This is a genomic window from Streptomyces sp. NPDC005878, assembly GCF_040629815.1.
In the GTDB taxonomy this organism is placed as follows: domain Bacteria; phylum Actinomycetota; class Actinomycetes; order Streptomycetales; family Streptomycetaceae; genus Streptomyces.
Genome location: NZ_JBEXWK010000016.1, coordinates 117,929 through 141,153, shown reverse-complemented (window position 1 = coordinate 141,153; position 23,225 = coordinate 117,929). Strand labels below are relative to the sequence as shown.

The 23,225-nt window shown below is 72.3% G+C and carries 25 protein-coding genes, 1 pseudogene and 1 riboswitch; of the genes and pseudogenes, 11 read left to right on the top strand and 15 right to left on the bottom strand.

All coding sequences use genetic code 11. The annotated features are described in order from the left end of the window. Window positions 1-125: 125 nt before the first annotated feature. From ABZ404_RS23340 to ABZ404_RS23320, 5 genes are all read right to left on the bottom strand, one after another. On the bottom strand, window positions 126-278 hold the full coding sequence (locus tag ABZ404_RS23340) for a hypothetical protein (RefSeq protein WP_358990804.1): 153 nt from the start codon (window positions 276-278) through the stop codon (window positions 126-128). Between the two features lie 59 nt (window positions 279-337). Next, entirely contained in the window at window positions 338-604 is a 267-nt protein-coding gene (locus tag ABZ404_RS23335) for a DUF4235 domain-containing protein (RefSeq protein WP_358835820.1), read from the bottom strand. 5 nt (window positions 605-609) lie between these two features. After that, window positions 610-1,089, bottom strand: coding sequence for a DUF3618 domain-containing protein (locus ABZ404_RS23330; protein WP_358835819.1), 480 nt, complete (start codon window positions 1,087-1,089; stop codon window positions 610-612). Further along, window positions 1,086-1,523 (bottom strand): phage holin family protein, encoded by a 438-nt coding sequence (locus ABZ404_RS23325; RefSeq protein WP_358835818.1) that lies wholly within the window; start codon window positions 1,521-1,523, stop codon window positions 1,086-1,088. The genes ABZ404_RS23330 and ABZ404_RS23325 overlap by 4 nt, the downstream gene beginning before the upstream one ends. Window positions 1,524-1,988: 465 nt before the next feature. Beyond that, a complete protein-coding gene (locus ABZ404_RS23320; protein ID WP_358835821.1) occupies window positions 1,989-2,219 on the bottom strand; it encodes a chaplin in 231 nt (76 codons plus the stop codon). A gap of 20 nt (window positions 2,220-2,239) precedes the next feature. Here ABZ404_RS23320 and ABZ404_RS23315 point away from each other — a divergent pair, with 20 nt between their 5' ends. Next, window positions 2,240-2,377, top strand: coding sequence for a hypothetical protein (locus ABZ404_RS23315; protein ID WP_358835817.1), 138 nt, complete (start codon window positions 2,240-2,242; stop codon window positions 2,375-2,377). An 86-nt stretch (window positions 2,378-2,463) separates the two neighbouring features. On the opposite strand, the gene ABZ404_RS23310 is transcribed toward ABZ404_RS23315, so the two are convergent. The 3 genes from ABZ404_RS23310 to ABZ404_RS23300 form a co-directional block, all read right to left on the bottom strand. Then, the gene (locus tag ABZ404_RS23310) at window positions 2,464-3,645 is read right to left on the bottom strand and encodes an IMP dehydrogenase (RefSeq protein ID WP_358835816.1); all 1,182 of its coding nucleotides are present in this window, start codon (window positions 3,643-3,645) and stop codon (window positions 2,464-2,466) included. A gap of 328 nt (window positions 3,646-3,973) precedes the next feature. Next, window positions 3,974-4,387 (bottom strand): hypothetical protein, encoded by a 414-nt coding sequence (locus ABZ404_RS23305; protein ID WP_358835815.1) that lies wholly within the window; start codon window positions 4,385-4,387, stop codon window positions 3,974-3,976. Between the two features lie 291 nt (window positions 4,388-4,678). Continuing rightward, on the bottom strand, window positions 4,679-5,662 hold the full coding sequence (locus ABZ404_RS23300; RefSeq protein WP_358835814.1) for a helix-turn-helix domain-containing protein: 984 nt from the start codon (window positions 5,660-5,662) through the stop codon (window positions 4,679-4,681). Window positions 5,663-5,916: 254 nt separating this feature from the next. On the opposite strand from ABZ404_RS23300, the gene ABZ404_RS23295 reads away from it, so the two are divergent. Further along, window positions 5,917-6,144, top strand: a complete 228-nt coding sequence (locus ABZ404_RS23295) for a hypothetical protein (RefSeq protein WP_358835813.1) — start codon at window positions 5,917-5,919, stop codon at window positions 6,142-6,144. Window positions 6,145-6,341: 197 nt separating this feature from the next. On the opposite strand, the pseudogene ABZ404_RS23290 reads toward ABZ404_RS23295, so the two are convergent. Then, window positions 6,342-7,477: pseudogene (locus tag ABZ404_RS23290) on the bottom strand (alkene reductase). A gap of 80 nt (window positions 7,478-7,557) precedes the next feature. On the opposite strand from ABZ404_RS23290, the gene ABZ404_RS23285 reads away from it, so the two are divergent. Then, window positions 7,558-7,944: a MerR family transcriptional regulator gene (locus ABZ404_RS23285; RefSeq protein ID WP_358835812.1), complete on the top strand. Its 387-nt coding sequence runs from the start codon at window positions 7,558-7,560 to the stop codon at window positions 7,942-7,944. A gap of 41 nt (window positions 7,945-7,985) precedes the next feature. Here the strand turns inward: ABZ404_RS23285 and ABZ404_RS23280 are convergent, their stop codons facing one another. Further along, window positions 7,986-8,414 carry a MarR family winged helix-turn-helix transcriptional regulator gene (locus ABZ404_RS23280; RefSeq protein ID WP_358835811.1) on the bottom strand — a complete coding sequence of 143 codons (429 nt, stop codon included), beginning with the start codon at window positions 8,412-8,414 and terminating at the stop codon, window positions 7,986-7,988. Between the two features lie 65 nt (window positions 8,415-8,479). Here ABZ404_RS23280 and ABZ404_RS23275 point away from each other — a divergent pair, with 65 nt between their 5' ends. Next, window positions 8,480-8,926, top strand: coding sequence for a PaaI family thioesterase (locus ABZ404_RS23275; RefSeq protein WP_358835810.1), 447 nt, complete (start codon window positions 8,480-8,482; stop codon window positions 8,924-8,926). Window positions 8,927-8,940: 14 nt separating this feature from the next. On the opposite strand, the gene ABZ404_RS23270 is transcribed toward ABZ404_RS23275, so the two are convergent. Next, complete coding sequence (locus ABZ404_RS23270; RefSeq protein WP_358835809.1) at window positions 8,941-10,212, bottom strand: hypothetical protein; 1,272 nt, start codon at window positions 10,210-10,212, stop codon at window positions 8,941-8,943. A gap of 195 nt (window positions 10,213-10,407) precedes the next feature. Continuing rightward, entirely contained in the window at window positions 10,408-11,214 is an 807-nt protein-coding gene (locus tag ABZ404_RS23265; protein WP_358835808.1) for an SDR family oxidoreductase, read from the bottom strand. A gap of 86 nt (window positions 11,215-11,300) precedes the next feature. Between ABZ404_RS23265 and ABZ404_RS23260 the strand changes: the two genes are divergently transcribed. The 4 genes from ABZ404_RS23260 to ABZ404_RS23245 all read left to right on the top strand — a co-directional run bounded on the left by ABZ404_RS23260 (window position 11,301) and on the right by ABZ404_RS23245 (window position 14,685). Next, window positions 11,301-11,948 carry a TetR/AcrR family transcriptional regulator gene (locus ABZ404_RS23260; protein WP_358835807.1) on the top strand — a complete coding sequence of 216 codons (648 nt, stop codon included), beginning with the start codon at window positions 11,301-11,303 and terminating at the stop codon, window positions 11,946-11,948. Between the two features lie 119 nt (window positions 11,949-12,067). Continuing rightward, on the top strand, window positions 12,068-12,928 hold the full coding sequence (locus tag ABZ404_RS23255) for a methyltransferase domain-containing protein (protein ID WP_358835806.1): 861 nt from the start codon (window positions 12,068-12,070) through the stop codon (window positions 12,926-12,928). Window positions 12,929-13,123: 195 nt separating this feature from the next. Continuing rightward, window positions 13,124-13,531 carry a YciI family protein gene (locus ABZ404_RS23250; RefSeq protein ID WP_358990801.1) on the top strand — a complete coding sequence of 136 codons (408 nt, stop codon included), beginning with the start codon at window positions 13,124-13,126 and terminating at the stop codon, window positions 13,529-13,531. Window positions 13,532-13,539: 8 nt separating this feature from the next. Further along, the gene (locus ABZ404_RS23245; protein ID WP_358836901.1) at window positions 13,540-14,685 is read left to right on the top strand and encodes a DUF6596 domain-containing protein; all 1,146 of its coding nucleotides are present in this window, start codon (window positions 13,540-13,542) and stop codon (window positions 14,683-14,685) included. 109 nt (window positions 14,686-14,794) lie between these two features. Here ABZ404_RS23245 and ABZ404_RS23240 read toward each other — a convergent pair whose 3' ends face one another. From ABZ404_RS23240 to ABZ404_RS23230, 3 genes are read right to left on the bottom strand one after another with little or no spacing between them, the layout of a single operon-like run. Beyond that, window positions 14,795-15,793 (bottom strand): ABC transporter substrate-binding protein, encoded by a 999-nt coding sequence (locus ABZ404_RS23240; RefSeq protein ID WP_358836902.1) that lies wholly within the window; start codon window positions 15,791-15,793, stop codon window positions 14,795-14,797. Window positions 15,794-15,801: 8 nt separating this feature from the next. After that, complete coding sequence (locus tag ABZ404_RS23235) at window positions 15,802-16,572, bottom strand: ABC transporter ATP-binding protein (RefSeq protein WP_358836897.1); 771 nt, start codon at window positions 16,570-16,572, stop codon at window positions 15,802-15,804. A gap of 2 nt (window positions 16,573-16,574) precedes the next feature. Beyond that, window positions 16,575-17,630: an iron ABC transporter permease gene (locus ABZ404_RS23230; protein WP_358836898.1), complete on the bottom strand. Its 1,056-nt coding sequence runs from the start codon at window positions 17,628-17,630 to the stop codon at window positions 16,575-16,577. A gap of 131 nt (window positions 17,631-17,761) precedes the next feature. Next, window positions 17,762-17,844, bottom strand: a riboswitch (cobalamin riboswitch). A gap of 116 nt (window positions 17,845-17,960) precedes the next feature. Between ABZ404_RS23230 and ABZ404_RS23225 the strand changes: the two genes are divergently transcribed. From ABZ404_RS23225 to ABZ404_RS23215, 3 genes are all read left to right on the top strand, one after another. Continuing rightward, window positions 17,961-20,663, top strand: a complete 2,703-nt coding sequence (locus ABZ404_RS23225) for a molybdopterin cofactor-binding domain-containing protein (RefSeq protein ID WP_358836899.1) — start codon at window positions 17,961-17,963, stop codon at window positions 20,661-20,663. Further along, entirely contained in the window at window positions 20,660-22,402 is a 1,743-nt protein-coding gene (locus tag ABZ404_RS23220) for a ferritin-like domain-containing protein (RefSeq protein ID WP_358990798.1), read from the top strand. Before ABZ404_RS23225 ends, ABZ404_RS23220 begins: the two co-directional genes overlap by 4 nt. Before the next feature lie 165 nt (window positions 22,403-22,567). After that, window positions 22,568-23,185, top strand: a complete 618-nt coding sequence (locus tag ABZ404_RS23215) for a TOPRIM nucleotidyl transferase/hydrolase domain-containing protein (protein ID WP_358837653.1) — start codon at window positions 22,568-22,570, stop codon at window positions 23,183-23,185. Window positions 23,186-23,225 lie beyond the last annotated feature (40 nt).

Sequence of the window (23,225 nt, the reverse complement as noted above, 5' to 3'; positions counted from 1 at the left end):
GTGGCGTACGGCACGTCCACGAGCCGACGTACGGGTGTGCGCCGGACGGGTGAGGCTCCGCCCCCGCGTCCGCCGCCCCCCGGCCCGGGTGCCGGGCCGGGGCGGGCCCCGCCGGGGCGCCGGTCTCAGTGCAGCGCCCGCCGCTCCAGCAGGGCACGGTCCAGCCGGTGGGTGACGGTGTCCACGAGCCCGAGGTCGGTGAGCCCGCTGACCGTGCGCCGCTGACCGTGCCGCGGCCCTACGATCCCGGGCGCCCCGCGCCGTAAGGCCGGGGACATACCGAAGGGGGCGCCGGCTCGCGTACGGCCGACGCCCCCCGGGTGGCCCGGTGGCTCGCTCAGCCGGGCCAGGTGCCGGTCAGACGGCGGGTCGCGGTCGCTCCCCCGCGGTCGACGGCGGCCTTGACCGTGGCGAAGATCGCGCCCTGCAACGCCGCGGCCAGCACCACTTCGCTCCACGTGCGCTCTTCGTCGGTGGCGTCCGGCGCGTCCTCGTCGTGGCCGAGGACCTTCCACGCCTGCTTGAACAGAGCACTGGCCAGCAGACCGCTGACGGCTCCGAGGGCCAGACCGACCGGCTTGTAGACGATTTTCGACGCCTTCATCGGGGTCACCCCTTCCGGCGGCAGGCCAGCCACACCAGCGCGGCCGCCCCGGCGGCCGCCAGCAGCAGCGTGCGGTTCTCGCGCGCGAGCCGCGCACCCTGGGCGGTCTTGTGCTGTACGGGTTCGGGGGCCGTCTCGTGCCAGAGCCGGCCGGCCTGCGCGGCCGTCGCACGGGCCGCCTCGGCCGCCTGCGCGGCCTTGTCCTTGACCGGGTCGGGCACCTTGTCCTGCGCCTGATGGACCAGGTCCACGGCCTTGGTCTTCAGCTCGTCGGCCTTGACCGCGGCCTGTTCCTTCACGGCACCGGCCTTGACGGCGGCCTGTTCCTTGACGGCACCGGCCTTCTCCTGGGCACGGGCCTTGACGTCTGCCTTGGCGGCGAGCGCCTCGACCGTCTCGCCGAGTTCGGCGCGGGTGTGTTCGACCTGCTCGCGCAGTTCCTCGGGACCTGCGTCCGCGGGCTTGTCCTGGGGTCGCTGGGTCATCGCTGTGCGCTCTCCTTGATCTCGGCCACGTCGGCCTTCACGTTCTCGATCGCCTGTTCAGGAACGGGCGGTGCGGCCTGGCTGACCTGCTTCTTCCCACTGAGGGCGAGCACGGCGGCGATCACCCCCAGCACGGCGGTCACGATCAGCGCCGCGGCCCACACAGGCAGGGGCACGGCCAGCGCCGCGATGGCGGTGGCCACCAGCGCCTGGAGCATCAGGAAGCCGACCACTCCGGCGCCGCCGAAGAGCCCGCCGCCCTTGCCGTAACGCTTGCCCTTCTCCTTCATCTCCGCCTGCGCCAGGCGCATTTCCCCGCGCACCAGCTCCGTCAACTGCTGCGAAGCCCGGTGCACCAGCTCGCTCACCGGCTCCTGCCCGGAGTGGCGCGGGCTGTGGTCGAACCCGGTTTCCTTCGGATGCGTGCCCGTCATGGCGGTCACCTCCCGTCGCTCTCGTTCCTGCGGGCCGGGCGGTCCGGCCCTTCCCATGGCCCGCGAGTACCCCGAACATCGCAGTTCAGTGGGTGAATGACGCAGTCGGCGCAGAAAACATCCGTACAAGGGGTCCGAGGGGCGCGGCGCGCGCGCGACCACCGCGTCCGGGACGGAGCTCAGCTCTCGCCAGAAGGCTCCTACCTGCGGCAACGCACGAACGGCCCCATCAGCCTCAAGAACCACGGCTCGGCGGGGTTACCCCACCGGATACGGGTTACCCGCACGGTGGAGCCTCTGGGACGCCGCGGCGGCGGACCCGGTCGGCTTGTCCTGTGTGTGCTCGGCGGTGTGGGGCTGCGGGGCACACAAACGCCGGCCCGCTCAGCACATCCGAGCGGGCCGGCACACGTTTCCTGGGGCGGCCGGTCGGTGCGGCCCGGGGAAACGGTCTGACGGGCGAGGTCAGTCGTTGACGCAGACGTTCCCGAACGCCGGGTTGAGCAGCCCGATCACGTTGATGGAGTTGCCGCACACGTTGATGGGCACGTGCACGGGGACCTGCACCAGGTTCCCCGACAGCACACCCGGGGAGTGCGTCGCGGCACCGTGGGCGCCCGCGTCCGCGGAGGCCACCGAGGCACCGCCGGCAACCGCCGCGCCGGCGGCGAGAACCGTAGCGGACAGCTTCAGCATCGAAGACACAGAGAAACTCCTTGCACAAGAGAACGAGCAGAGCCCAGCCGGACGGCCGGGACATCCACCACAACGCCGCACCCGCCCTCCAGGTCACCCTCCACGACCCGATCGAGTCGGTGTTCCCCCACGGTGGTTGGGGAGCCTGTTCGCCGTGACGCCGGAAGGGCAGCGGGTCGGTACCGCCGGCGCGTACTCCTTCGCACTCACCTCCCCGGCGAGAGGGCGGCCGCCCGCAGCACCGTTAGGAAACGGTCACCGGGGTGTCCCGCACGGTGACGTTGGCGTGGCTCTCCTGGAAGCTCTGGTCCGAGACGAGCGTCAGCCGCGCCGTGGACCGGAACTCCGGCAGGGTCCTGGAGCCGCACGAGACCATCGTGGTCCTGAGCTTGGCGACGGTCAGGGCGAGCCCTTCGTCGAGGTCGCCCGCGTACGGTACGTATCCGTCCACGCCCTCCTCGAAGACCAGCCCCTGCCCTCCCTGGCCGTAACGCTGCCAGTTGCGGGCCCGGTTGGAGCCCTCGCCCCAGTACTCCTTCACGAAGCCGTCGCGGGTGGGCAGCTTCGCCCCGGCCGCCTGGTCGAAGCGTGCGAAGTACCGTCCCATCATGACGAAGTCGGCTCCCATGGCCAGGGCCAGGGCCACGTGGTAGTCGTGCGCCAGACCGCCGTCGGAGCAGATCGGCACGTACTCCCCGGTGCGTTCGCGGAACGCGTCCCGGGCCGCCGCGACGTCCAGGACGGCGCTGGCCTGGCCGCGGCCGATGCCCTTCTGGTCCCGGGTGATGCAGATGGAGCCGCCGCCCACCCCGACCTTGACGAAGTCGGCGCCCGCCTCGGCGAGGAAGGTGAACGCCTCGCCGTCCACCACGTTGCCGCCGCCGACCGGAATCTCCGGATAGTGCTTCTTCACCCAGGTCAGGGCCTGCGCCTGCCAGTCGCTGTAGCCGTCGGAGGAGTCGAAGCACAGCGCGTCCGCGCCCGCCTCCAGCAGCGCCGGGACGCGCTCCCGGTAGTCGTGCGTGTTGATGCCCGCCCCCACGCGCAGCCGCTCGGCCGCGTCCACGAGCTGGTGGCCCAGGTTGTCGTCGGGCCGGACGTCGGTGTCGCTGGTGACGGAACCGGCCTTGACGTTCTTCACTTGGCGGACCGCCGCGACCTGGTCCTGGATGGGCTGGTTGTGGTGCAGGAAGCTGAGACCGCCGTTGCGCGCGAGGGCGATGGCCAGCTCCGGGGTGCTGACGGCCTGCATGATCGCGGAGGTGAACGGGGTGCGCAGCTCGATCGTCGACGCCTCGCCCGCGATGTGCCGCACCAGCGGCGCGCGCAGGTCCACGGTCGCGGCCGAGGTGTCGGTCCGCGTCCGGTTCGGCAAGAGCAGGAACTCGTTGAACGTCCGTGAGACCTCAGCGATGACCTGTGCCACTCGTTCCTCCTGACCCGTCGGCCGGGGCCCGACTGGCCCCGCCGTGATCGCCCCCGTGTTCCAGGGCCTGGGCAGGCAGAGACCGGCACAGCAGCCGTTGGAGGTGCCACCGACCGCGGCAGAGCCCTGACCGGCCCGTGGATCGAACGGGGTGCGGTCGTGACCAGGAACCATAGCGGCTGGTCCGGCAGTTGTACGAATCGGGTGTCCTCGGCCGGGCGCGACGCGGACGCCCCGGCGACCGGACCGGCCGCCGGGGCTCTGCGGGGGCGACACCCACGTCGGCCCCCTCCCCCATCCCCCGGGCTGCCCCCCCGGTCAGTCGGTACTACCAGTAGCCCTCGCAGGAGTAGGAGTTGGAGTAGAGCAGGTCACCGACGCAGACGCGTGCCTGGTAGGTGCCGCCGTCGTAGTACCAGTAGGTGGTGCCGCTGGAGGTGTGGACGTCCGAGATCCGCTGCCAGGGCGCGCTGGACGAGGTCCGCCGCTCCAGCCAGCCCTTGCAGGTGGTGCCCCGGGTGCTGGGGCCGAGCTTGAACGCGCCGCGGACGTGCGCCTCGCCGGTGCCCACCTCGTGCCCGCTGTCGAGCCACCCCTCGCAGCCGACGAACGCCTGATAGGTCTTCCACCCGTCGAAGACGATCTCCCCCTGGGCGGAGGCCGAGGGCGCGGCGCCGATCACCGCAGCGGTGACCACCCCCGCTGCCGCGAGCGCCCTGAGGCCGTTGCGTCTTTTCATCATGTCCCCTGTCCTGTCCGCGAAGGTCCTGGAGGCGGGCGGCGGCCCTGAGCCGTTGGGTATTCGATACGAGGCCGCGGCCCCCGTGGCACCGCACGCACTGCCAGGACGGTGTACCGGTACGCCGGTGGCACCGGAACTCTCAAGCGCGGGACCATTGTTTCCACGGGCGGCGACCCGCGTCATTGACACCGGGAGCAGGAATCCTTGGCATTGCGCGCACCGCCGCGGGCCCGGTCGCGGTCGCGGTCGCGGTCGCGGTGGGAAGGTACGCGGCAGGAAGGTACGCGGTGTTCAGGGCGGCCCGCTCGCGACGGTTGCGCGCCGGTGCTCGCCCGGGGTCACTCCGTAAGCGGCCCGGAAGGCCCGGCTGAAACTCTCGGGGCTGTCCATTCCCCGGCGCCGCGCGATGTCGCGTACCGACACGTGCCGAAGTGCCGGGTCGGCCAGGTCGGCGCGACAGGCTTCCAGCCGCCGACGGCGGATCGAGGCGGCCACCGTCTCGTCGTGGTCGCGGAAGAGCTGGTGCAACTGCCGTACGGACATGTGGTGGTGGGCGGCGACGGCCGCCGGGTCGAGTCGGGGATCGGCCAGGTTGTCCTGGAGGAAGACGTCGATACGGGCCAGGAGGAGCTGTTGTCGGGTCTCCGCGGGCAGGCGTGCCGCAGCGTCGGCCTGTTCCGCCAGGAACCCGGCGGCCAGGTCCAGGCTGGTCACTCCCAGTCGGACGCTGTGCTGTTCGCTCAGCTCCGGGGCCTCGCGGGCCACGGAGACCAGGTATTGGGCGAGTATGCGGCCCATGCCGTTCGTGGCGGACAGCGTGCGGGCGAGTACGGCGCGGAGCTTGGCCTCGGGGACGGGGACCAGTGCGCGCGGCAGGTTGAGCACGATCGCCCGTGAGCCGTCGTCGCCCGGTTCGCAGCCGGCCACACCCCGGTACGGGGACGAGGACGACCAGATCGCGAAGTCGCCCGCGCCGAGCCGGGCTTCGCTGCGGCCTTGGGAGACGGCCATGGATCCGCCCAGGATGAGGGCGAGTTCGTAGGTCTCCGGATCGCTTTGGCGCACGAGTGCGGGCGTCCGCTCGGAGCACAGTTCGGGGAAGCACATCGTCGTGAGGTGCACTCGTCCCAGGGGAAGGGTGCCGATGCTTCCGTCGAAGCCGGCGGCGTCGCTGGTGATGTGCACCGGCGCCACGCCCCGCCCGACGGCCTCGCGCCACCAGGTGAACTGCTCCTCCTGCGGCAGACCTGCGGTGTCGAAGTAGGTGTACGCCATGAGCTGCCCTCCCGAGAGACTCCTGCTCGTACACCAACGGTGCTCATGGGCGGGTAAGGGTGCCATGAGCACGCCGAAACATGGCTGGGCCGTCGCCCGGAATGGCTGGTGCGGCTGTGGTTCGGGCAGGCGCTGTCCGGCCAGGCCACGACCCCGCACCCACCGCCGTCGAAGGGTTGGACAGGGAAGCCGGGCGCGTACCAGACTCCCCCTGATGGCTGGAGATCAAGTCTCCACCCCGACCAGGAGGAACCATGTCCGCGCGCCAGCCCGCCGCTCCGTCCATCCACCGCCGCGCCGTGATCACCTGGCTGGCCGTCTACCCGACCATCACCCTCGTCCTCGGCCTCCTCGGCCCGACCACGGCCCATCTGCCGCTCCTGCTGCGGACGTTGATACTGACCGTGATAGTCGTGCCCGTCGCCGCCTACGTCCTCATCCCGTTGCTGACGAAGGCGAACGCCGCGCTGGCCCGACGCTGACCGCCTTTCAGGCCCCCGAACGCGGTCCAGCAGGAGAAAGCGGCAACGCGGCAACTCGGCCCGGAACGACCGATCAGGACCGGTCGGTGTGTACGTGCGCCCGTAGCCCGGGACATCCTCCGCGCACTGGTCGACGGCTCGACGGACCATTGACCGAGGTACGCACACCGCCGACCGGCGAACCGGCGGCCCCACCGTCACGCAGCCCGCCCCGCCCCGAGCAGGCGGCCGGCCGTCTCGTTCAACGTGGGGTAGTCGGTGTACCCGGTCGGCCCGCCCACGTACATCGTGTACTTGTCCCGCACCTCGTTCAGGGGCGCGCCGCTGCGCAGGCGCTCGACCAGGTCGGGGTTGGCGAGGAACGCGCGGCCCAGGGCGATCACGTCCGCGCCCGCGGTGAGCAGACGCTCGGCCGCGCTCCGGCCGCCGTCGGCGGGCAGGGGGGCGGGCCAGCCGAGGTTGGGGTTGGCCATGAGGGTGCCGGGCCAGTTGGAGCGGACGAGGGCGAAGACGGGCTGGTCCGGATCGGCCAGTTCCAGGTGCAGATACGCGAGGTCGAGATCCGCCAGAGCCGCGATGAGCTCGGTGTAGATGCGAGTGGTGTCGCCTTCCTCGATCCCGTTGACGGTGTTCGCCGGCGAGATCCGCAACCCCGTACGTTCCGCCCCGATCGCGGCGGCCACGGCTCGCGTCACCTCGACGGCGAAGCGGACGCGGCGCGAGACCGGACCGCCGTAGGCGTCGTCGCGCCGGTTGGTGTTCTCGGCCATGAACTGGTGCACCAGCATCCCGTTGGCGGCGTGCACCTCGACACCGGCGAAGCCCGCGTCGACCGCGTTGCGGGCGGCCTGGGCGAAGTCGGCGACCGTGGCGTGGATGTCCTCGACGGTCATGGCGCGGGGCACCACCGAGGGCCTGCGCCCGGTGGGCGTGTGGATGGTTTCCGGCAGGGCGACCGGCGAGGGGGCCACCGGCGTGAGCCCGCTGTTGTCCGGGTGGCCCACCCGTCCCCCGTGCTGGAGTTGGAGGAACATCCTGCCGTCTGCGGCACGTACCGCGTCGGTGACCCGCCTCCATCCCGCTGTCTGCGCCGCGCTGTGGATCCCGGGGATGTTGGGGTAGGTTGCCCCACGGCGTTCGGTGTGGTGCCTTCGGCGATGATCAGCCCGGCCGAGGCGCGCTGGGCGTACTGCGTGACCATCAGATCCCCCGGAACGCCGTCGGCGCCCGCCCGGTTGCGGGTGAGCGGGGCCATGACGAGCCGGTTGGGAAGGTCCAGGGAGCCGAGGCGGGCGGGGGCGAAGAGAGCGGAGTTCACTGTTGTCTGCGTCATGTCCGTACGGTAGAAGTTGACACCGGTGTCAGGTTCAAGAGGCGCGGGGCGGTGCGGTCCCGTCGCGGACAGGAGAAGGCATGCGGATCGGAGAGCTGGCGGCGCGTACGGGCGTGAGCGAACGCTCGTTGCGTTACTACGAGAAGCAGGGCCTCCTCACCGCCGAGCGGACTCCCGGCGGCCACCGCGAGTTCGGCGAGTGGGCGGTCGACCGGGTCATCCGCGTCCAGGCCCTCTACGCGGCGGGCCTCAACAGCACCAAGATCGCCGCCCTGTTGCCCTGCATGCGGGACGCGGACGGCGGCCCCTCCGCGCGGGCGACCGAACGACTCGTCGCCGAACTCGCCGAGGAGCGCCGCCGGATCGACCGGCTCATCGCGGATCTGCTGCGCTCCCGGGATGTCCTGGACGAGGTCATGGACCTGGCCACACAGCCGCGCGGGGCGACGCCGGCGTCGGCGGGGTAGGAACGGACGCCTCGTCCGTCGGCGCCCTGGCGGCGAGGCCGCTACGCCTGCCAGTGCGCCAGTGTGTGGAGCGCGGCGGCAGTCCGGGTGAAGCCCTCGGCGCCGAGGAGATCGCGCATGTCGGCGTTGAACCGCTCGATCTCCGGACCCGCTGCGCGCAGCGCCCCCGAGCCCGCGTCCGTCAACTCCAGGGCGACCGCCCGGTGTTCTCGGGGATGGGCGCGCTTGGTCACGAGCCCCGCGGTGGTGAGCCGGGTGACCAGGGGTGTCACCGCGGACTCACGCAGGCCGAGGGTGCGGGCGAGGTCCCGCTGGCTCAGGCCCGGCCGGTCCCGCACCGCGAACAGCGCCCCGAGCTGGGCCGTGGTGACCCCGGCGGCGGCCAGGCAGCGGCGGTCCGCCGTGAGCCGCAGGGTGTGGGCGGCGCGTTGCAGGAGGAAGAACAGGCGCGGGTCGGACTCAGGGGGCATGGTCCGATCTTGACAGCAGGATCCCGGTGGCACCATGCTCACTCCACTGGTGAAATGAGGTCTACGTGGACGCGGACACCCTGGATCCGGAGCTCGCCCGGAAGGTGCTGGCCTCCCAGCCCTTCAGCGTCTACCTGGGCGCCCGGCTGACGGCCTTCGCGGACGGTGTCGCCGTCCTGGAGCTCGACGTGCGGGACGAACTGCGGCAGCAGAACGGGTTCGTCCACGGCGGCGTCCTGAGCTACGCGGCCGACAACGCGCTCACCTTCGCCGCCGGTACGGTCGCCGGCCCCGCGCTCCTCACCGCCGGTTACACGATCGACTATCTGCGCCCCGCCCGCGGCACGGTGCTGCGCGCCAGGGCCCAGGTCGTACACCCCGGCCGTACCCGGGTCGTGTGCCGTTGCGAGGTGGTCCTGCTGGACTCCGACGGCAACGAGACGCTCTGCGCGATCGCCCAGGGCACCATCGCCGTCGCGGACACCGCCACGCCGCCGGGGCCCGCCGCCTAGGGAGGCGGGGCGGGTCAGAAGCGGACGAGGGGCTGGAGGTCCGCGAGCCGGCAGCCGGGGATGGTGTCGGCGGCCCGCAGCAGGAAGTTCAGCTTCTCGATGCGCTCGCCCGTACGCGGTGCCCCGTTCTTCTGGAAGGGTGCCTGCAGCCCGATGGAGAGGTCCATGACGATGTCGTCGATCACGCCACCGGAACGGCCGGAGGGGACGGCGACCAGGCCGTTGCGGACGGCGTCGTCGTAGGTGGCGAGGGCTTCGGTGATGGTGCCGACCTGGTTGGGTTTGAGGACGAAGCCGTCGACCGCCCGGGCCGCGAGCGCCCGGTCCAGGCGGCCCCGGCTGGTGGCGATGAGGTCGTCCCCGAGCACGAGGGTGCGGCTGAGCCGGGAGACGGCTTGGGCGAAGCCGTCCCAGTCGTTCTGGTCCAACAGGTCCTCGACGAAGGGGATGTCGAAGTCCTTGGTCAACGCGCCGGTGTAGTCGATGAGTTCGGCGGAGGTGACGCGTCGTCCCTTGAGTTCGTAGGAGCGCGTCGCCGCGTCGTACATCTCGCTGGAGGCGCAGTCGAGGGCGTAGGCCACCGTGTCGGCGCATCCGGAGGTGTCGACGGCTTCCTGGATCAGTTCGAGGACGACGCGCGGGTCGTCGCTGGGCGCGCAGTAGCCGTACGAGGGGGCGACGCCGGCGGGTGCGCCGGTGTACTTCTCGATGACCGGGCCCAGCCGGTCGAAGACGCGGATGCCGGTCTCGACGGCCTCGGCGATATCCGCGGCCCCGTACGGCACGATGATGAACTCGTTGAACGCCTGGACCACGTCGCCGTACCGGCCGCCGTTGACGACGTTGAAACTGGGCACCGGCACGGTGGTCAGGTCGGTACGGGCGATGGTGCGGTAGACGGGTTCACCGGCGACGGCGGCCGCCGCGCGCAGGCAGGCGACGGAGACCGAGTAAACGGCGTTGCCGCCGAGCCGGGACTTGCGGTCGGTCCCGTCGAGTTCGATCATCACACCGTCGAGAGCCGCCTGATCGCCGACGTCCCGGCCGATCAGGGCCGGGGCGATCAGGTCGTGCACGTTGTCCACGGCGCGGTGGACGCTGAGCCCGTCGTACGTGCCGGGGTCCTCGTCCCTGAGAACGACCGCCTCGTGCATCCCGACCGACAGACCGGTGGGGCCGGCTCCCCGCCCCAGGTGGCCGGTGGAGGTCCGGACCTCGACCTCGACCATGGGGCGGTGCTTGCAGTCCAGGACCTGCCGTGCGTGGACGGATGCGATGGATGCCATGGTGCCTTTCCGGTGGTGCGCCCCGCTGCCCTCGGCCTCCTCTCGACCGTGCTGATGTCCTGCTGTTGTCCAGCACGCCCGATCGCCTCCCTCCTCCCCATGATGGACGCGAGGGGGTCGGGGGCGCAGCTCCGGCGGCTCGGCGGGCACGCGGAGGGACGGTACGCCCGGGGCACCGCCCCTCCGCGTGCACGCTCACAGGCCTGATCCCCCGGTGGCATCGACGACTCGTCCGGTCACCCAGCGGGCGTCGTCCGAGGCGAGGAAGGCGACGATGTCGGCCACGTCCTCCGGCTGCCCCACGCGGCCCAGGGCCGCCAGAGCCACCGCCTGGGCCTCGGCCTGCGGGTTGTCGCGCAGCCAGGAGGCGTTGACGTCCGTGTCGATGATCCCCGGAGCCACCGAGTTCACCGTGATTCCCCGGGGGCCGAGGGTCTTGGCGAGGTTCATGGTGAAGTTGTCCAGGGCGCTCTTCGTCGCGCTGTAGGCGATGATCTCCGGCATGGCCAGGCGGGCCGCGCCACTGGAGATGTTGATGATCCGGCCGCCGTCGCTCAGACGGGGCAGGCCGTGCTGGACGATGAAGAACGGGGCCCGCACGTTGACGGCGAAGACCTCGTCGAAGTCCGGCTCCGTCAGCCCGGCCAGGTCGGAGCTGCGACCGATGCCGGCGTTGTTGACGATGATGTCGACGCCGGTCCCGGTACCGGTAGCGCGCCCGTCGGGCACGTGCGCGGCGATCTCGGCATCGAAGGCCGCCCACAGGTCCGCCGCGTCGCCGTGCTGCCCGAGCGTGGCCCGCAGGGCGACGGCCCGGCCGCCGTCCTTCTCGATCCGGGCGACCACGTCCCGCGCCGCCTGTTCGTCGGTGGTGTAGGTCAGGGCGACCAGGGCGCCGTCCCCGGCGAGGCGTTCCGCGATGGCCCGGCCTATGCCCCTGCTGCCGCCGGTGACCAGCGCGATCTTGCCCTGAAGCCTGCCCTCGAGCTGCCGCGTACGCATGGTGGTGACCGCCTCCGTTAATTGTTGGTGGATCGCTCAATAAAGAACCTAACACGTTTGTTGAGTGGCCGCTCTAAAATGAAGGCATGAGCGAGACACCCGCGAAGCGAGGGCGGCCCCGGACCTTCGACCGTGCCGAGGCCCTGACGGCCGCCACCCGGCTGTTCTGGGAACGCGGCTACGAATGCACCTCCATCGGCGACCTGACCGACGCCCTCGGTATCAAGCCGGGCAGCCTCTACGCGGCGTTCGGGGACAAGAAGTCCCTGTTCAAGGAGGTGGTGGGGAGCTATGGACGGTCCCCGGCCGGCGCCTTCATGGGGGTGGCGCTGGAGGAGGAGCCCACGGCGTACGGCGCGTTCGCCCGCATCCTGCGCGAGGCCGCGGAGATCTACTCCGACCCCTCCCACCCGGCCGGGTGCCTGACCATCACCGCGGCGACCAATGTCACCCGGCAGGACGCCGAGGTGGCCGCGTTCCTGCGTACTCTGCGCAACGCGAACCTGACCACCTTCGAGAACCGGCTGCGCGAGGCACAGTCTTCGGGTGAGCTGCCCGCCGACGCCCGGCCACGGGCACTGGCCGCGTACTTCGCGACCATCATCCAGGGCATGTCCCAGCGGTCCTTGGACGGCGCCACGACGGAAGAACTTCACGAGACCGCGGAACTGGCGCTCGCGGCGTGGCCGGGGACCCGCACGCCGGGTCCGACGTCCGACCGGCCGCACCCCTGACGCCCTGCGCGTCGGAAGCAGGGCCATGCGGTGTGGCGCCCGGTGACCCGGAAGGCGCATGGTCGTTGCTCTCCCTGGAGACCTCGGGTGGGACGGGGCTACTGACTAGGAGCCGAGCGATGACCCAAGTGACCGGGACCGACGTCCACTACCGGCACCACGTCCTGCCGTACTACCGGGCGTTCGGCTCACGCTTCGGGTACACGGCGCTGCTCGGCCGCACGCGACACTTCGGGTGGTACGAGCCGGGCCACTCCCCCTGGGACTTCACCGCGGCGATGCGGCGCATGGAAGTCGTCGTGGCCCGCAAGCTGGACCTGCCCGCGGCGGCCTCGGTGCTCGACGCCGGGTGCGGGGTCGGGGACACGGCGCGCACGGTCGCGCGCGTGGGCAGCGCCTACGTCACCGGGGTCGACGGGATCGAGCCGGACGTCGCGATCGCACGGCAGCGGTCGGCGCGTGCCGGCGTCCCGAGGGGGCGGACCCGTTTCCTCGTGGCCAACTACCACGCGCTTCCGTTCGCGGACGCGTCGTTCGACGGCCTCTACACGATGGAGTCCTTCGTCCACTCCCCCGACCCCGCGCAGGGGCTCGCCGAGTTCTTCCGTGTGCTGCGTCCGGGCGGGAAGCTGGTGATGTGCGAGTACTCGAGCACCCCGCAGGACGACCTGTTGCCGCACGCGCGGTCCGCGCTCGTGCGGGTCTGCGAGCTCTCCGGCATGCCGGGCATGCTCACGATGACCCACGGGCACCTCGAACGGCTTCTCCGGGAGACCGGTTTCACCGTCGATTCGGCGTACGACGCGACGGAGAAGATGCTGCCCATGCTGCGCTGCTTCTCGGTGCTGGGCCGGCTTCCGTACGCGGCGGCGCGCGCCGTGGGGCGCGGCGACAGCCTGGTCAACGCGATGAGCGGGGTGGAGATGTACCGGCACCAGGAGACCTGGCGGTACAACATCTGCGTGGCCACCCGGCCCTGAGCCGTACGCGGGGTGAGCCACGGCCACTGGCCCCCTCGCCCGCACGCCCGCCGGCCCGCCCCGGGACACCTTCTGACCGCCCCCGGCACACCCCGCGAAAACTTTTTCGCCGACGATGTCGAGAAGCCGTACCCGGCTCCGTCCCCGTAGTGAACGCGACCACAATGGGCCGCATCACTACCGAGGAGACCCACCATGGCCAAGTACCTGCTGCTGAAGCACTACCGCGGCGCCCCGGACCCCGTCAACTGCGTGCCGATGGCCGAGTGGACGCCGGAGGAGATCTCGGCGCACATGCGGTTCATGCACGACTTCGCCGACCGGCTGGAGAAGACCGGGGAGTTCGTCGACGCCCAGGCACTCGCCCCCGAGGGGACCTTCGTCCGGTACGACGGCGAGGGGCGCCCGCCCGTCACCGACGGGCCGTTCGCCGAGACCAAGGAGCTCATCGCCGGCTGGATGGTCATCGACGTCGACAGCTACGAGCGGGCCGTCGAACTGGCCGGCGAGCTGTCCGCCGCCCCGGGGGCCGGCGGGAAGCCGATCCACGAGTGGGTGGAGCTGCGCCCGTTCCTCGCCGCCCCTCCCACCGTCACGGAGTGACCTCACCCATGGACCAGGCCCTGCTCAGGAGCCTCACGCCTGGTGTGCTCACCGTCCTCGTCCGCCGCGGAGCCGACTTCGCGGCGGCCGAGGACGCCGTGCAGGACGCACTCGTCGAAGCCGTCCGTGTCTGGCCCGCCGATCCGCCGCGCGATCCCAAGGGGTGGCTGGTCACCGTCGCCTGGCGCAAGTTCCTCGACCAGGTGCGGGCGGACACGGCCCGCCGCCGGCGCGAGGAGGTCCTCGACCAGGAACCGGCGTCCGGGCCCGCGCCCGCCGTCGACGACACGCTCCAGCTGTACTTCCTGTGCGCCCATCCGTCGCTGACGCCCGCCTCAGCCGTCGCGCTCACCCTGCGGGCCGTCGGCGGGCTCACCACCCGCCAGATCGCCCAGGCCTATCTGGTGCCCGAGGCGACCATGGCCCAGCGCATCAGCCGGGCCAAGCGGACCGTCTCGGGCGTACGGTTCGACCGGGCGGGCGATGTGGCCACCGTGCTGCGCGTCCTCTACCTGGTCTTCAACGAGGGGTACTCGGGCGACCTCGACCTCGCGGCGGAGGCGATCCGGCTCACCCGGCAGCTCGCCGCCCGGATCGACCACCCCGAAGTGGCGGGCCTGCTCGCCCTCATGCTGCTCCACCACGCCCGTCGCGCCGCCCGCACCGCGCCCGACGGCGCCCTGGTCCCGCTCGCCGAGCAGGACCGGGGCCGATGGGACACCGCGTCGATCGCCGAGGGCGTGGCGATCCTCCAGGCGGCCCTCGCACGCGACCGGCTGGGCGAGTTCCAGGCGCAGGCCGCCATCGCGGCCCTCCACGCGGACGCGCTCACCGCCGAGGAGACCGACTGGGTGCAGATCGTCGAGTGGTACGACGAACTCGTCCGTCTGACCGACAGCCCCGTCGTCCGCCTCAACCGCGCGGTCGCCGTCGGCGAGGCGGACGGGCCGCGCGCCGGCCTGGCCGCGCTCGCCGGGCTGGACGAGTCCCTGCCCCGCCACACCGCGGTGGCCGCGTATCTCCACGAGCGCGACGGGGACATGGCGACCGCGGCCCGGCTGTACGCGGAGGCCGCCCGGAAGGCACCCAACCTCGCGGAGCGCGACTACCTCACCCGGCAGGCCGCCCGCCTCCACACCCGCGGAGGCCGGTGACGCGACGGCAGCAGACCTGCTGGTCGGGGGGTTGAGGGGGACGGGGGCGACAAGGCGGTCGGGCGACGCGGTGGACGGGGGACGCGGTGGACGGCCCGAGCCGTCCCCGTCACCGCTCCCCCGCCCCCGCCCGCAGATAGGCCCCCAGCCTCGCGATCGCCGACGGGTTGCGGGGGCTCTCGACCAGGTCCGCGTAGTCGAGGACGAAGATACGCCGGTGCTTGACGGCGGAGACGTTGCGCAGGGGGGCGTAGGACAGCAGGAACTTCTTCTTCTCCTCGGCGCTCACGTCGCCGTAGTCGCAGATGACGATGGTGTCCGGGTCGCGCTCGACGACGCTCTCCCACCCCACGGTGGTCCAGGAGTCCGCCACGTCGTGCATGACGTTCACCCCGCCCGCCTCGGTGATGATCTGCTCCGGAGCGGCATAGCGGCCGGACGTGAAGGGGGTGTCGCGGCCGCTGTCGTAGAGGAACACCGTCGGGCGGTCGGCGCCTTTGGGTGCCTTCGCCCGTACGTCCGCGATCTGCTTCTTGAAGTCGCGGACCAGCGCGGCGGCCCGCTCCTGAACGCCGAACAGTCTGCCCAGGTTGGTCAGGTCGGTGTAGAGGGCGTCGAGCGGTGGCATGATGCCGCGCGAGGACCCCGTACGGCCGTTGTGGCAGGACTCGGTGAGGATGTACGACGGGATACCGAGCTTCTTCAGGGCGTCGGGCGTGAAGCCGCCGTCCTCGCGGAAGCCGTAGTTCCATCCGGCGAAGACGAGGTCGGCGCGCGCGTCGAGGACGTTCTCCTTGGTGAGCTGGTCCTTCGAGAGCCACTTCACCTTGTCGTAGCCGCCCTTCCAGGGCAGTCCGTCCACCTCCCCCTTGTCGTCGGGCATGGCGAAACCGGCCATGCGGTCCTCGAGACCGAGGGCGAACATCAGCTCGGTGATACCGACGTCGTTGGTGACGACGCGTTCGGGGACCTTGTCGTACGTCACCCGGCGGCCGCAGTTGGTCAGGGTGACAGCCGAGTCCTTGGTGTCCTGGGAGGACTCGACCTCGGCTCCGCAGCCGGTGGCGGTCGCGGCGAGACAGACAACGGCGGCGAGCAGCTTGCGCATGGGCGTCCTCATGACGTGGTGGGAGCGAGCAGGTCGAACAGGAACTGGACGGCGCCGGTTTCGGGGTGGCGTACGCGGTGGGCGCGGACCCCGAACACCTTCGCGAGCACATCGGGTCGCAGGACGTCGTGCGGTGGTCCGGCGGCGACGATCCGGCCGCCGTCGATGACGTACAGGACATCGCAGTGGGCGGCGGCGAGGTTGAGGTCGTGCAGGGCGGCGAGCACGGTCAGACCGCTGTCGCGGACCCGGGACAGGACGTCCAGCTGGTGGGCGATGTCGAGGTGGTTGGTGGGTTCGTCGAGGACCAGGACCCGGGGTTGCTGGGCCAGGGCGCGGGCGATGAGGACGCGCTGCCTCTCGCCGCCGGAGAGAGCCAGGACGCCGCGGTCGGCGAGGTGGGTGACGCCCGTGCGTTCCATCGCGCGGGCGCAGATCTCCCGGTCGGACGCGGCCGTACGGTCGCGGTGCGGCAGCCGACCCATGGCGACCACTTCGGCGACGGTGAAGTCGAACTGGGCCGCCGACTCCTGCGGCAGCGCGGCCAGGACCCGGGCGACGGCCCGCGGGTCCATGGTGTGCAGGTCCTCGCCGTCGAGCCGTACCGCGCCACCGGCCGGGCGCAGACCCCGGTACACACAGCGCAGCAGGGTCGACTTGCCGCTGCCGTTGGGGCCGACCAGCCCCACGAACGCCCCGCTGTCCACGGTGAGCCGGATGTCCTCCACCAGCCGGGTCCCGGAGGCCTCGATCGTCACCTCGTCGATGTCGAGCCGCATGGTCAACGGCCTCCGAACGCGTAGCCGCCGCGCCGCATCAGCAGCAGGAACGCGGGCACCCCGACCACCGCGGTGATCACGCCCACGGGCAGTTCGGCCGGGGCCAGCAGCAGCCGGGACAGCACGTCCGCCCACACCAGGAGCACCGCCCCGGCGAGCGGGGCCACGGCCAGCACCCGGCGGTGGTCGGCGCCGACGAGCATCCGCGCGACGTGCGGCACCATCAGTCCGACGAACCCGATGGCCCCGCTGACCGCGACGACGGTGCCGGTGACGGCCGCCGTCACCACGAACAACTCCCGGCGCAGCCTTACCGGTTGCACCCCGAGCGCGGACGCGGTCTCGTCGCCCATGGCGAGCGCGTTGAGCGCCTCGGCGCGCCACCGCAGCCAGCCCCATCCGCCGGCCACCGTCACCGCGGCGAGCGGGACCTGCGCCCAGGTGGCGCCGCCCAGACTGCCCAGCAGCCACATCATCGCCGACCTGGCCGCCTCGCCGCGGGCCGCGCCGAACACCATCACGGTGGTGAGGGCCTGGAAGCCGTACGCCAGCGCCGTTCCCGTCAGGATCAGCCGCAGCGGTGTCAGCCCCTGGGGTGAGCGCGCCACGGCGTACACCAGCGCCATGGCCGCGAGCGCCGAGGCGAACGCGGACACCGACAGGGCCCATACCCCGAGCCCGGCGAACGCTCCCAGCAGGATGACGGCGTTGGCGCCCACCGCCGCGCCCGAGGAGATGCCGAGGACGAACGGATCGGCCAGCGCGTTGCGGACCATCGCCTGCACCGCGACACCGACGGTCGCCAGGCCCGCCCCGACCACGGCGCCGAGCAGGACCCGGGGCAGGTGGATCTCCCAGACGATGGTGTACGCGGCGGCGTCCCCCGCGTGCACGGTGGCGCCGGTCAGTCCCGCCCACAGGAAGCGCGGCACGTTCGGCCAGCCGACCCCGGCGGCTCCGAGTCCGACACCGCCCACGAGGGACAGCAGGAGTAACAGCCCCAGGGACAGGCCGAGTGGCAGCACGGGTATCCGGCTGGGGGGTGTGCTTCGGGGCACGGGAGGGGCCGTCCTTCATAGGGCCGCCTGCTGGACATCGCGCAGGAGACGGCCCGTACGGCCGTGCCGACCGCGCGGGTCCCCCCGCTCGCAGTCCACGGCGAGCAGTCAACGGGTCGCTGGCCCTCCACGGGCGATCGGGCTCACGCGAAGGACCCGGAGGTCGCCGCGCACACCGTTGCGGGTCAGCGCCGGACTCTCACCGGACTTCCCCCGCGGGAGGCAAGGGGAGCCTAACAAACGTCGGGGACGTGCGGGGGTCGTCGGCCCCGTACGGCGCAGCGTGGGTTGCCGGTGGCGGTGGCGGGTGCTGAGGTCGGAGCCATGGGCATGGACGGCGACGCGGCCGACGGGCGCAGGCGCAGGGTGACCGGGCAGAAGGTCTTCGCCAGCGACTTCCGCCCGGCGGATCTGGCGGCCCTGGGGTGGCCGGCGGACTGTCTGCACGCCCTGCTGCTGCGCAGCCGGCACGTCGACCGGCCCTTCACCGGGGTGGACTTCGGGCGACTGCCCGTGGAGCTGCGGCCCGACGTGGTCGTCACCGCCGCGGACCTCCCCCAGCCCCCGTACAGCAACCGGGTGTCCGCCGACAACGTCCAGGCGCTGCTGCCGGCGGGTGAGAGGGCGGACTACGTCGGTCAGCCGGTGGCCGTGGTGGTCTACGGCGACTTCGTACGGTTCCGCCGCGCGGCCCAGGAGTTGCGCGAGGGCGCGGCGCCGGTGGTGTACGGCCCCGCCCCGGCCGACGGTGTGCCGCCGCCCACCGAGGAGGAGCGGATCGCCGAGGACCTGGAGGCGTGGACGCGGCGGGAGTTCACCGGCGCCCAGCGCCAGGCGCACTACCTGCTCGACGCCACGGTCCCGGACGGCTACTCCCACTGGAACAAGGGCCGGGTCGCCTACGACGCGGCGCAACGGACGTTCGTCAGGAACGGGCAGCCCGACGCGGCCGCGGAAGCGCTGTTCCTGGCGGTCGAGGAGGACATGGCGCAGGCCGGGGCACCGCGGGCCGTCACCACGACGTTCACCCAGCAGATCGACCCGGCGTTCCTGGAGCCGGAAGCCGGACTGGCCTGGCTGGACCGCACCTCGGGCACCCTGCACCTGGTGCTGGGCACGCAGTCGCCGCACGGCGACGTGCCCGACATCCAGACGCTGCTCGGCCGGACGCACCCGACGGTGCGTTCCGTGCGGCTGTGGTCGAAGGACTGCGGCGGCGGGTTCGGCGGCCGGGACAAGTCGCCGTTCCCGTACTACCTGGCGCTCGCCGCCGTGTTCGCGCCCGGCCCGGTCCGGCTGGCCTACGACCGGCGCGAGCAGTTCCAGGGCGGTCTGAAGCGCCACGCCTCGGCCGTCCGCAGCTGGATCCGCGCCGAACCGGACGGCCGGATCCGGGCCATGCGGTCGTTCGTGGTGCTGCACGGCGGCGTCGAGGCGAACCTCAACGGGCCCGTGCTGGGGCTGGCGGCCCTGCACGCCACCGGCCCCTACCGGGTGCCGCGGGCGTCGGTGCACGCCATCGTGCTGGAGCGGGCGATCCCCGCCGTCGGTTCCATGCGCGGCTTCGGCATCCCGCAGGTGGCGTTCAACCTGGAGACCGCGATCGACCGGTTCGCCGTACGGGGCCTGGGCATGGACCCCATCGACGTCCGCCTGGCCAACGTGGTCCGCTCCAATAGCACCGACCCGGCCGGCACCCCCGACACCGACCTCGCGGGCACCCCGCTGCGCTTCCATGTCGCCGCCGCCGAGGTGTGCGCGGCGGCCCGGGAACACCCGCTGTGGCAGGGGCGCGACGAGGCCCGCGACCAAGCCGCCCGGCGCGGGGACGGCACCCTGTACGGGGTGGGTTTCGCCTGCTGTATGGAGGCCTACGGAACCACCCAGGACAGCGTCTACACCGCGGTCCGGGCGGGTCCGGACGGCCGGGTGGTGGTGTGGGGCCAGAGCGTGGAGATGGGGCAGGGCTCCCGTGGCGCTCTGGAGCAGGCCGTCCACGACGTGCTGGGCGTACCGGCCGTCGCCCGGCTCGGAGTGGTGGGCCCCTTCGAACGCTTCGCCCAGCGGCTCAAGGAGGCCGGGGCGCACGACCAGGTGAAGATCTCGCTGACGCACGGCGCGAGCAGCGCCTCCAAGACGGCGTTCTTCCATGTGCACGTCGTCCGGGAGGCCTGCCGGGCCCTGCTGCGCCTGCGCCTGCTTCCGGCGGCACGCACCTTGCTGGACGAGCCCGCTCTGACCGACGACGAACTGCTGGCGGCCTGGCGGGACGGCGCCGTGCGGCTTCCGGGCCGTGCGGTGGTGCCGCTCGCCGCGTTGGCGCGTGAGCTGGAGCGCACGGGAGCGCAGACGTGCGTCATGGCGCACGGCTTCTTCTGCAACGGTTGGTCGCGGGCCACCTTCCAAGCGGACGGGGTGTCCCACGAGGCGTCCGTGGACGCGCTGGCGCTCGTGCGGTCGCCCGACGACGACCCCGTGCCGCTCCCGCCCGTCGGCCCGCTGAGGGCTCCGCCCGCGCGAGGGCCGGGCGGGGACTTCGTGCCGCGTTCGCTGTACGCGGCGGCGGGCCATCTGATCGGTGTGGAGGTCGCGCCCGCACGCGGCACGATCCGCGTGGTGGACGCGGTGACGTTTCTGGACGCGGGCGACCCGCTGCTGCCGGCCTCGCTGGAGGGCCAGATCGAGGGCGGGCTCGCCATGGGCATCTCCCACGCCCTGCACGAGGAGCTGCCTCCGGAGACCGGGGCGGGCCCCTACGTCAACCTCGACCGCTACCGCCTCGCCCGGTACGCCGACCTCACCGGGATCCGGCGCCGGACGGTGCTGATGCCGCTGCCCGCGACCGGCGTACTCGGCGCGGACGGCCCGGACCTGCGGCACAAGGGGGTGGGCGAGGCGACCATGACGAGTGTCGCCCCCGCCATCGCCAACGCCGTCGCGCACGCGCTGGGCCATACGGACGACCGGTGCTGGCCCACGCGCACCCCGATCCGCCTGGCCGACCTGGCCCTTCCCGACGACGGGCGGTCATGATGCAGGAGCCCGACACCGAGCTGGATCTGACCGTCAACGGCGTGCGCCATCAAGGGCGTTCGGTGCCCGGCGACATGTCCCTCGTCCACTTCCTGCACGAGGACCTGGGGCTGACCGGCACGAAGATCGGCTGTTCCATCGGGGAGTGCCGGGCCTGTACGGTCGCGGTCCGCACCCGCGCCCAGGCCCCGCTGGTGACCCGTCAGGCCTGTATGACCAGCATGCGGCACGTACGGGGGTGGGAGGTGACCACCGTGGAGGGTCTCGCGGCCGGGGACGTGCTGCATCCCGTACAGCAGGCGTTCTTGGACCGTCAGGCGTTCCAGTGCGGATACTGCGCGGCCGGTTTCACCGTCGCCGGAAGTGTCGTCGTCGACCACGCGGCGCGGGGCGGCGGTACGGGCGACACCGAGGAGCCGCTGGAGGAGACGGTCGACACCGTCCTCGGCTCGCACGTGTGCCGCTGTACGAACTACGAGCGGTACCGGGCGGGCGTGCTCGATGCCGCGCGGGAGGCCCACCACCCCGCCGCGCCACCGGCGCCTCCCGTCCGCGACGCGGCCGACCACCGGACCGCCGCCCGTCCGGGCCGGACGGCCGCCCTGACGGCGGCGGACACCGAACGGCTCGGGTACACGCCGGTGTTCGACGACCCGGCCCTGGAGCTGATCCGTCTGCTGCGCGACGGCGCGGAGATCGAGCACTCGCTGCTCGTGCAGTACCTGTACGCCGCCTTCTCGGTCAAGACGCCGCGCTTCGCCGACCTCGCCGGCTGGCCCAGCCACCGCTACGGAGGACGGCCGCTGCACCTGATGGGCGTGGCCATCGAGGAGATGACCCACCTCGACATCGTCAACTCCCTGCTCGTCGCGCTCGGCGCGGCCCCCCACCTCGGCCGCCAGCAGTTCCCCTACGAACAGGACATCTATCCCTTCGACTTCGTGCTGGAACCGCTGAGCCCGCGCAGTCTGGCCAAGTACGTGTACGTCGAGGCCTCGCCCAGCGCGGTCGACCCCGCCGAACAGCACACCCCCGAGGACCGCGCCTTCGTGGACCGCCTGTACGAGGTGCTCGGCGCGGCGGCGCCCACGGCCCCGCGCCCCAACCAGGTCGGCAGCCTCTACCGGAAGGTCACCCGCGTACTGGAACTGCTGCGCGACCGGGAGCCGGACCGGCTCGACTACACGTCCTGGTTCGCCCGGCTGGAGCTGCTGCGCGAGGAGGGCGAGAGCGAGCACTTCACGCTCTTCCGCTCGATGTTCGAGGGCACCCATCCCGCCCTGCGGGACTGCGCCGACGTATGGAACCCGGCGAGCCCGGACCACCCGGTGGTCCCGCTGCACCACGCCAGTGGACTGCCACCGTCGGGCAGCCCCGTCCCCGACGAGACGGTCCCGGCGCTGCGGCACCTCGCCAACCTCCACTACTGGGCGGTGTGCATGCTGCTGGACGCGTCCTACCGGCAGGGCATGCACTTCCACAGCGCCGCGCGCCGGCACATGACCGGCCCGCTGCGCGCCCTGGGGACCGCGCTGGCCCAGCGCGGCGAGGGCCTCCCCTTCGACGTGTTCGTCGCGGGATACGCGGCCGGGCTGGACGGTGCGGAGAATCTGCGCCTGACCCACACCATGGTGCGGCAGATCGCCCTCGACCAGCAGCGCTACTCCCGCCACCTCCCGTACGACTACCCGGCCCACTGTGCCCGGGAGACGCTGTGGGAGCTGTCGCTGGTGCTGTAGGGACCGCTCCGGACTGCTCGGGGGACGTTCCGACGGCGACGGTGACGGCTGATGGTGACGGTGCCGACGACGCGTCCGCCGGGCGCACACGGTCGGGACCATGGGGTCCCGGTCCCGCGGAAAACCCCGTGCCCCGTCCGCCCCGGCACCGGCACAATCGCCCCCATGGCGGAGATGCGAGTGTTCCGGGACGCGGTGACCGACTGGGCGGCGGGCGGCCCTGGTGAGCCGGCGAAAGAGCTGGCTTCGCGACTGGGCGTACGGACCGCGGTGCTGCTCGAAGGGCCGAGCGATCTGGCGGCCGTCGAGACGCTCGCCGCGCGCCGCGGCCGTGACCTGTCCGCCGAGGGCGTGTGCGTCATCGCCATGGGAGGCGCGATGAGCGTGGGCCGCTTCGCCGCTCTCCTCGGGCCGCCCGGGCTGGGACTGCGCCTGACCGGCCTCTGCGACGAGCGCGAACAACGCTATTACGATCGCGCCCTGGACCGTGCCCAGGCGCCCCGCCAGGGCTTCTTCGTCTGCCGGACCGATCTGGAGGACGAACTCGTCCGCGCCCTGGGTGTGCCCCGGGTCGAGGAGATCGTCCGGGCCGAGGGCGACCTCCCGGCCTGGCAGACCTTCACCCGCCAGCCCGCGCAGCAGGACCGGTCACCGCAGCGGCGGATGCGGCGCTTCCTCGGCACGAAGAAGGGCCGCAAGATCCGCTACGGTCACCTCCTGGTCGAGGCCCTCGGCCAGGAGCAGGTGCCCGCGCCGCTCGACGGTCTGCTCGCGTGCCTGTGACCGCGACGCACGCACGTCCCGCCCTGCCGCCGGGCCGTCC

Coding starts and splice junctions, on each gene's coding strand:
- ABZ404_RS23340 (WP_358990804.1), bottom strand. CDS start 278: ATGTCCCCGGCCTTACGGCGCGGGGCGCCCGGGATCGTAGGGCCGCGG.
- ABZ404_RS23335 (WP_358835820.1), bottom strand. CDS start 604: ATGAAGGCGTCGAAAATCGTCTACAAGCCGGTCGGTCTGGCCCTCGGA.
- ABZ404_RS23330 (WP_358835819.1), bottom strand. CDS start 1,089: ATGACCCAGCGACCCCAGGACAAGCCCGCGGACGCAGGTCCCGAGGAA.
- ABZ404_RS23325 (WP_358835818.1), bottom strand. CDS start 1,523: ATGACGGGCACGCATCCGAAGGAAACCGGGTTCGACCACAGCCCGCGC.
- ABZ404_RS23320 (WP_358835821.1), bottom strand. CDS start 2,219: ATGCTGAAGCTGTCCGCTACGGTTCTCGCCGCCGGCGCGGCGGTTGCC.
- ABZ404_RS23305 (WP_358835815.1), bottom strand. CDS start 4,387: ATGATGAAAAGACGCAACGGCCTCAGGGCGCTCGCGGCAGCGGGGGTG.
- ABZ404_RS23300 (WP_358835814.1), bottom strand. CDS start 5,662: ATGGCGTACACCTACTTCGACACCGCAGGTCTGCCGCAGGAGGAGCAG.
- ABZ404_RS23295 (WP_358835813.1), top strand. CDS start 5,917: ATGTCCGCGCGCCAGCCCGCCGCTCCGTCCATCCACCGCCGCGCCGTG.
- ABZ404_RS23285 (WP_358835812.1), top strand. CDS start 7,558: ATGCGGATCGGAGAGCTGGCGGCGCGTACGGGCGTGAGCGAACGCTCG.
- ABZ404_RS23280 (WP_358835811.1), bottom strand. CDS start 8,414: ATGCCCCCTGAGTCCGACCCGCGCCTGTTCTTCCTCCTGCAACGCGCC.
- ABZ404_RS23270 (WP_358835809.1), bottom strand. CDS start 10,212: ATGGCATCCATCGCATCCGTCCACGCACGGCAGGTCCTGGACTGCAAG.
- ABZ404_RS23265 (WP_358835808.1), bottom strand. CDS start 11,214: ATGCGTACGCGGCAGCTCGAGGGCAGGCTTCAGGGCAAGATCGCGCTG.
- ABZ404_RS23260 (WP_358835807.1), top strand. CDS start 11,301: ATGAGCGAGACACCCGCGAAGCGAGGGCGGCCCCGGACCTTCGACCGT.
- ABZ404_RS23255 (WP_358835806.1), top strand. CDS start 12,068: ATGACCCAAGTGACCGGGACCGACGTCCACTACCGGCACCACGTCCTG.
- ABZ404_RS23250 (WP_358990801.1), top strand. CDS start 13,124: ATGGCCAAGTACCTGCTGCTGAAGCACTACCGCGGCGCCCCGGACCCC.
- ABZ404_RS23245 (WP_358836901.1), top strand. CDS start 13,540: ATGGACCAGGCCCTGCTCAGGAGCCTCACGCCTGGTGTGCTCACCGTC.
- ABZ404_RS23240 (WP_358836902.1), bottom strand. CDS start 15,793: ATGCGCAAGCTGCTCGCCGCCGTTGTCTGTCTCGCCGCGACCGCCACC.
- ABZ404_RS23235 (WP_358836897.1), bottom strand. CDS start 16,572: ATGCGGCTCGACATCGACGAGGTGACGATCGAGGCCTCCGGGACCCGG.
- ABZ404_RS23225 (WP_358836899.1), top strand. CDS start 17,961: ATGGACGGCGACGCGGCCGACGGGCGCAGGCGCAGGGTGACCGGGCAG.
- ABZ404_RS23220 (WP_358990798.1), top strand. CDS start 20,660: ATGATGCAGGAGCCCGACACCGAGCTGGATCTGACCGTCAACGGCGTG.
- ABZ404_RS23215 (WP_358837653.1), top strand. CDS start 22,568: ATGGCGGAGATGCGAGTGTTCCGGGACGCGGTGACCGACTGGGCGGCG.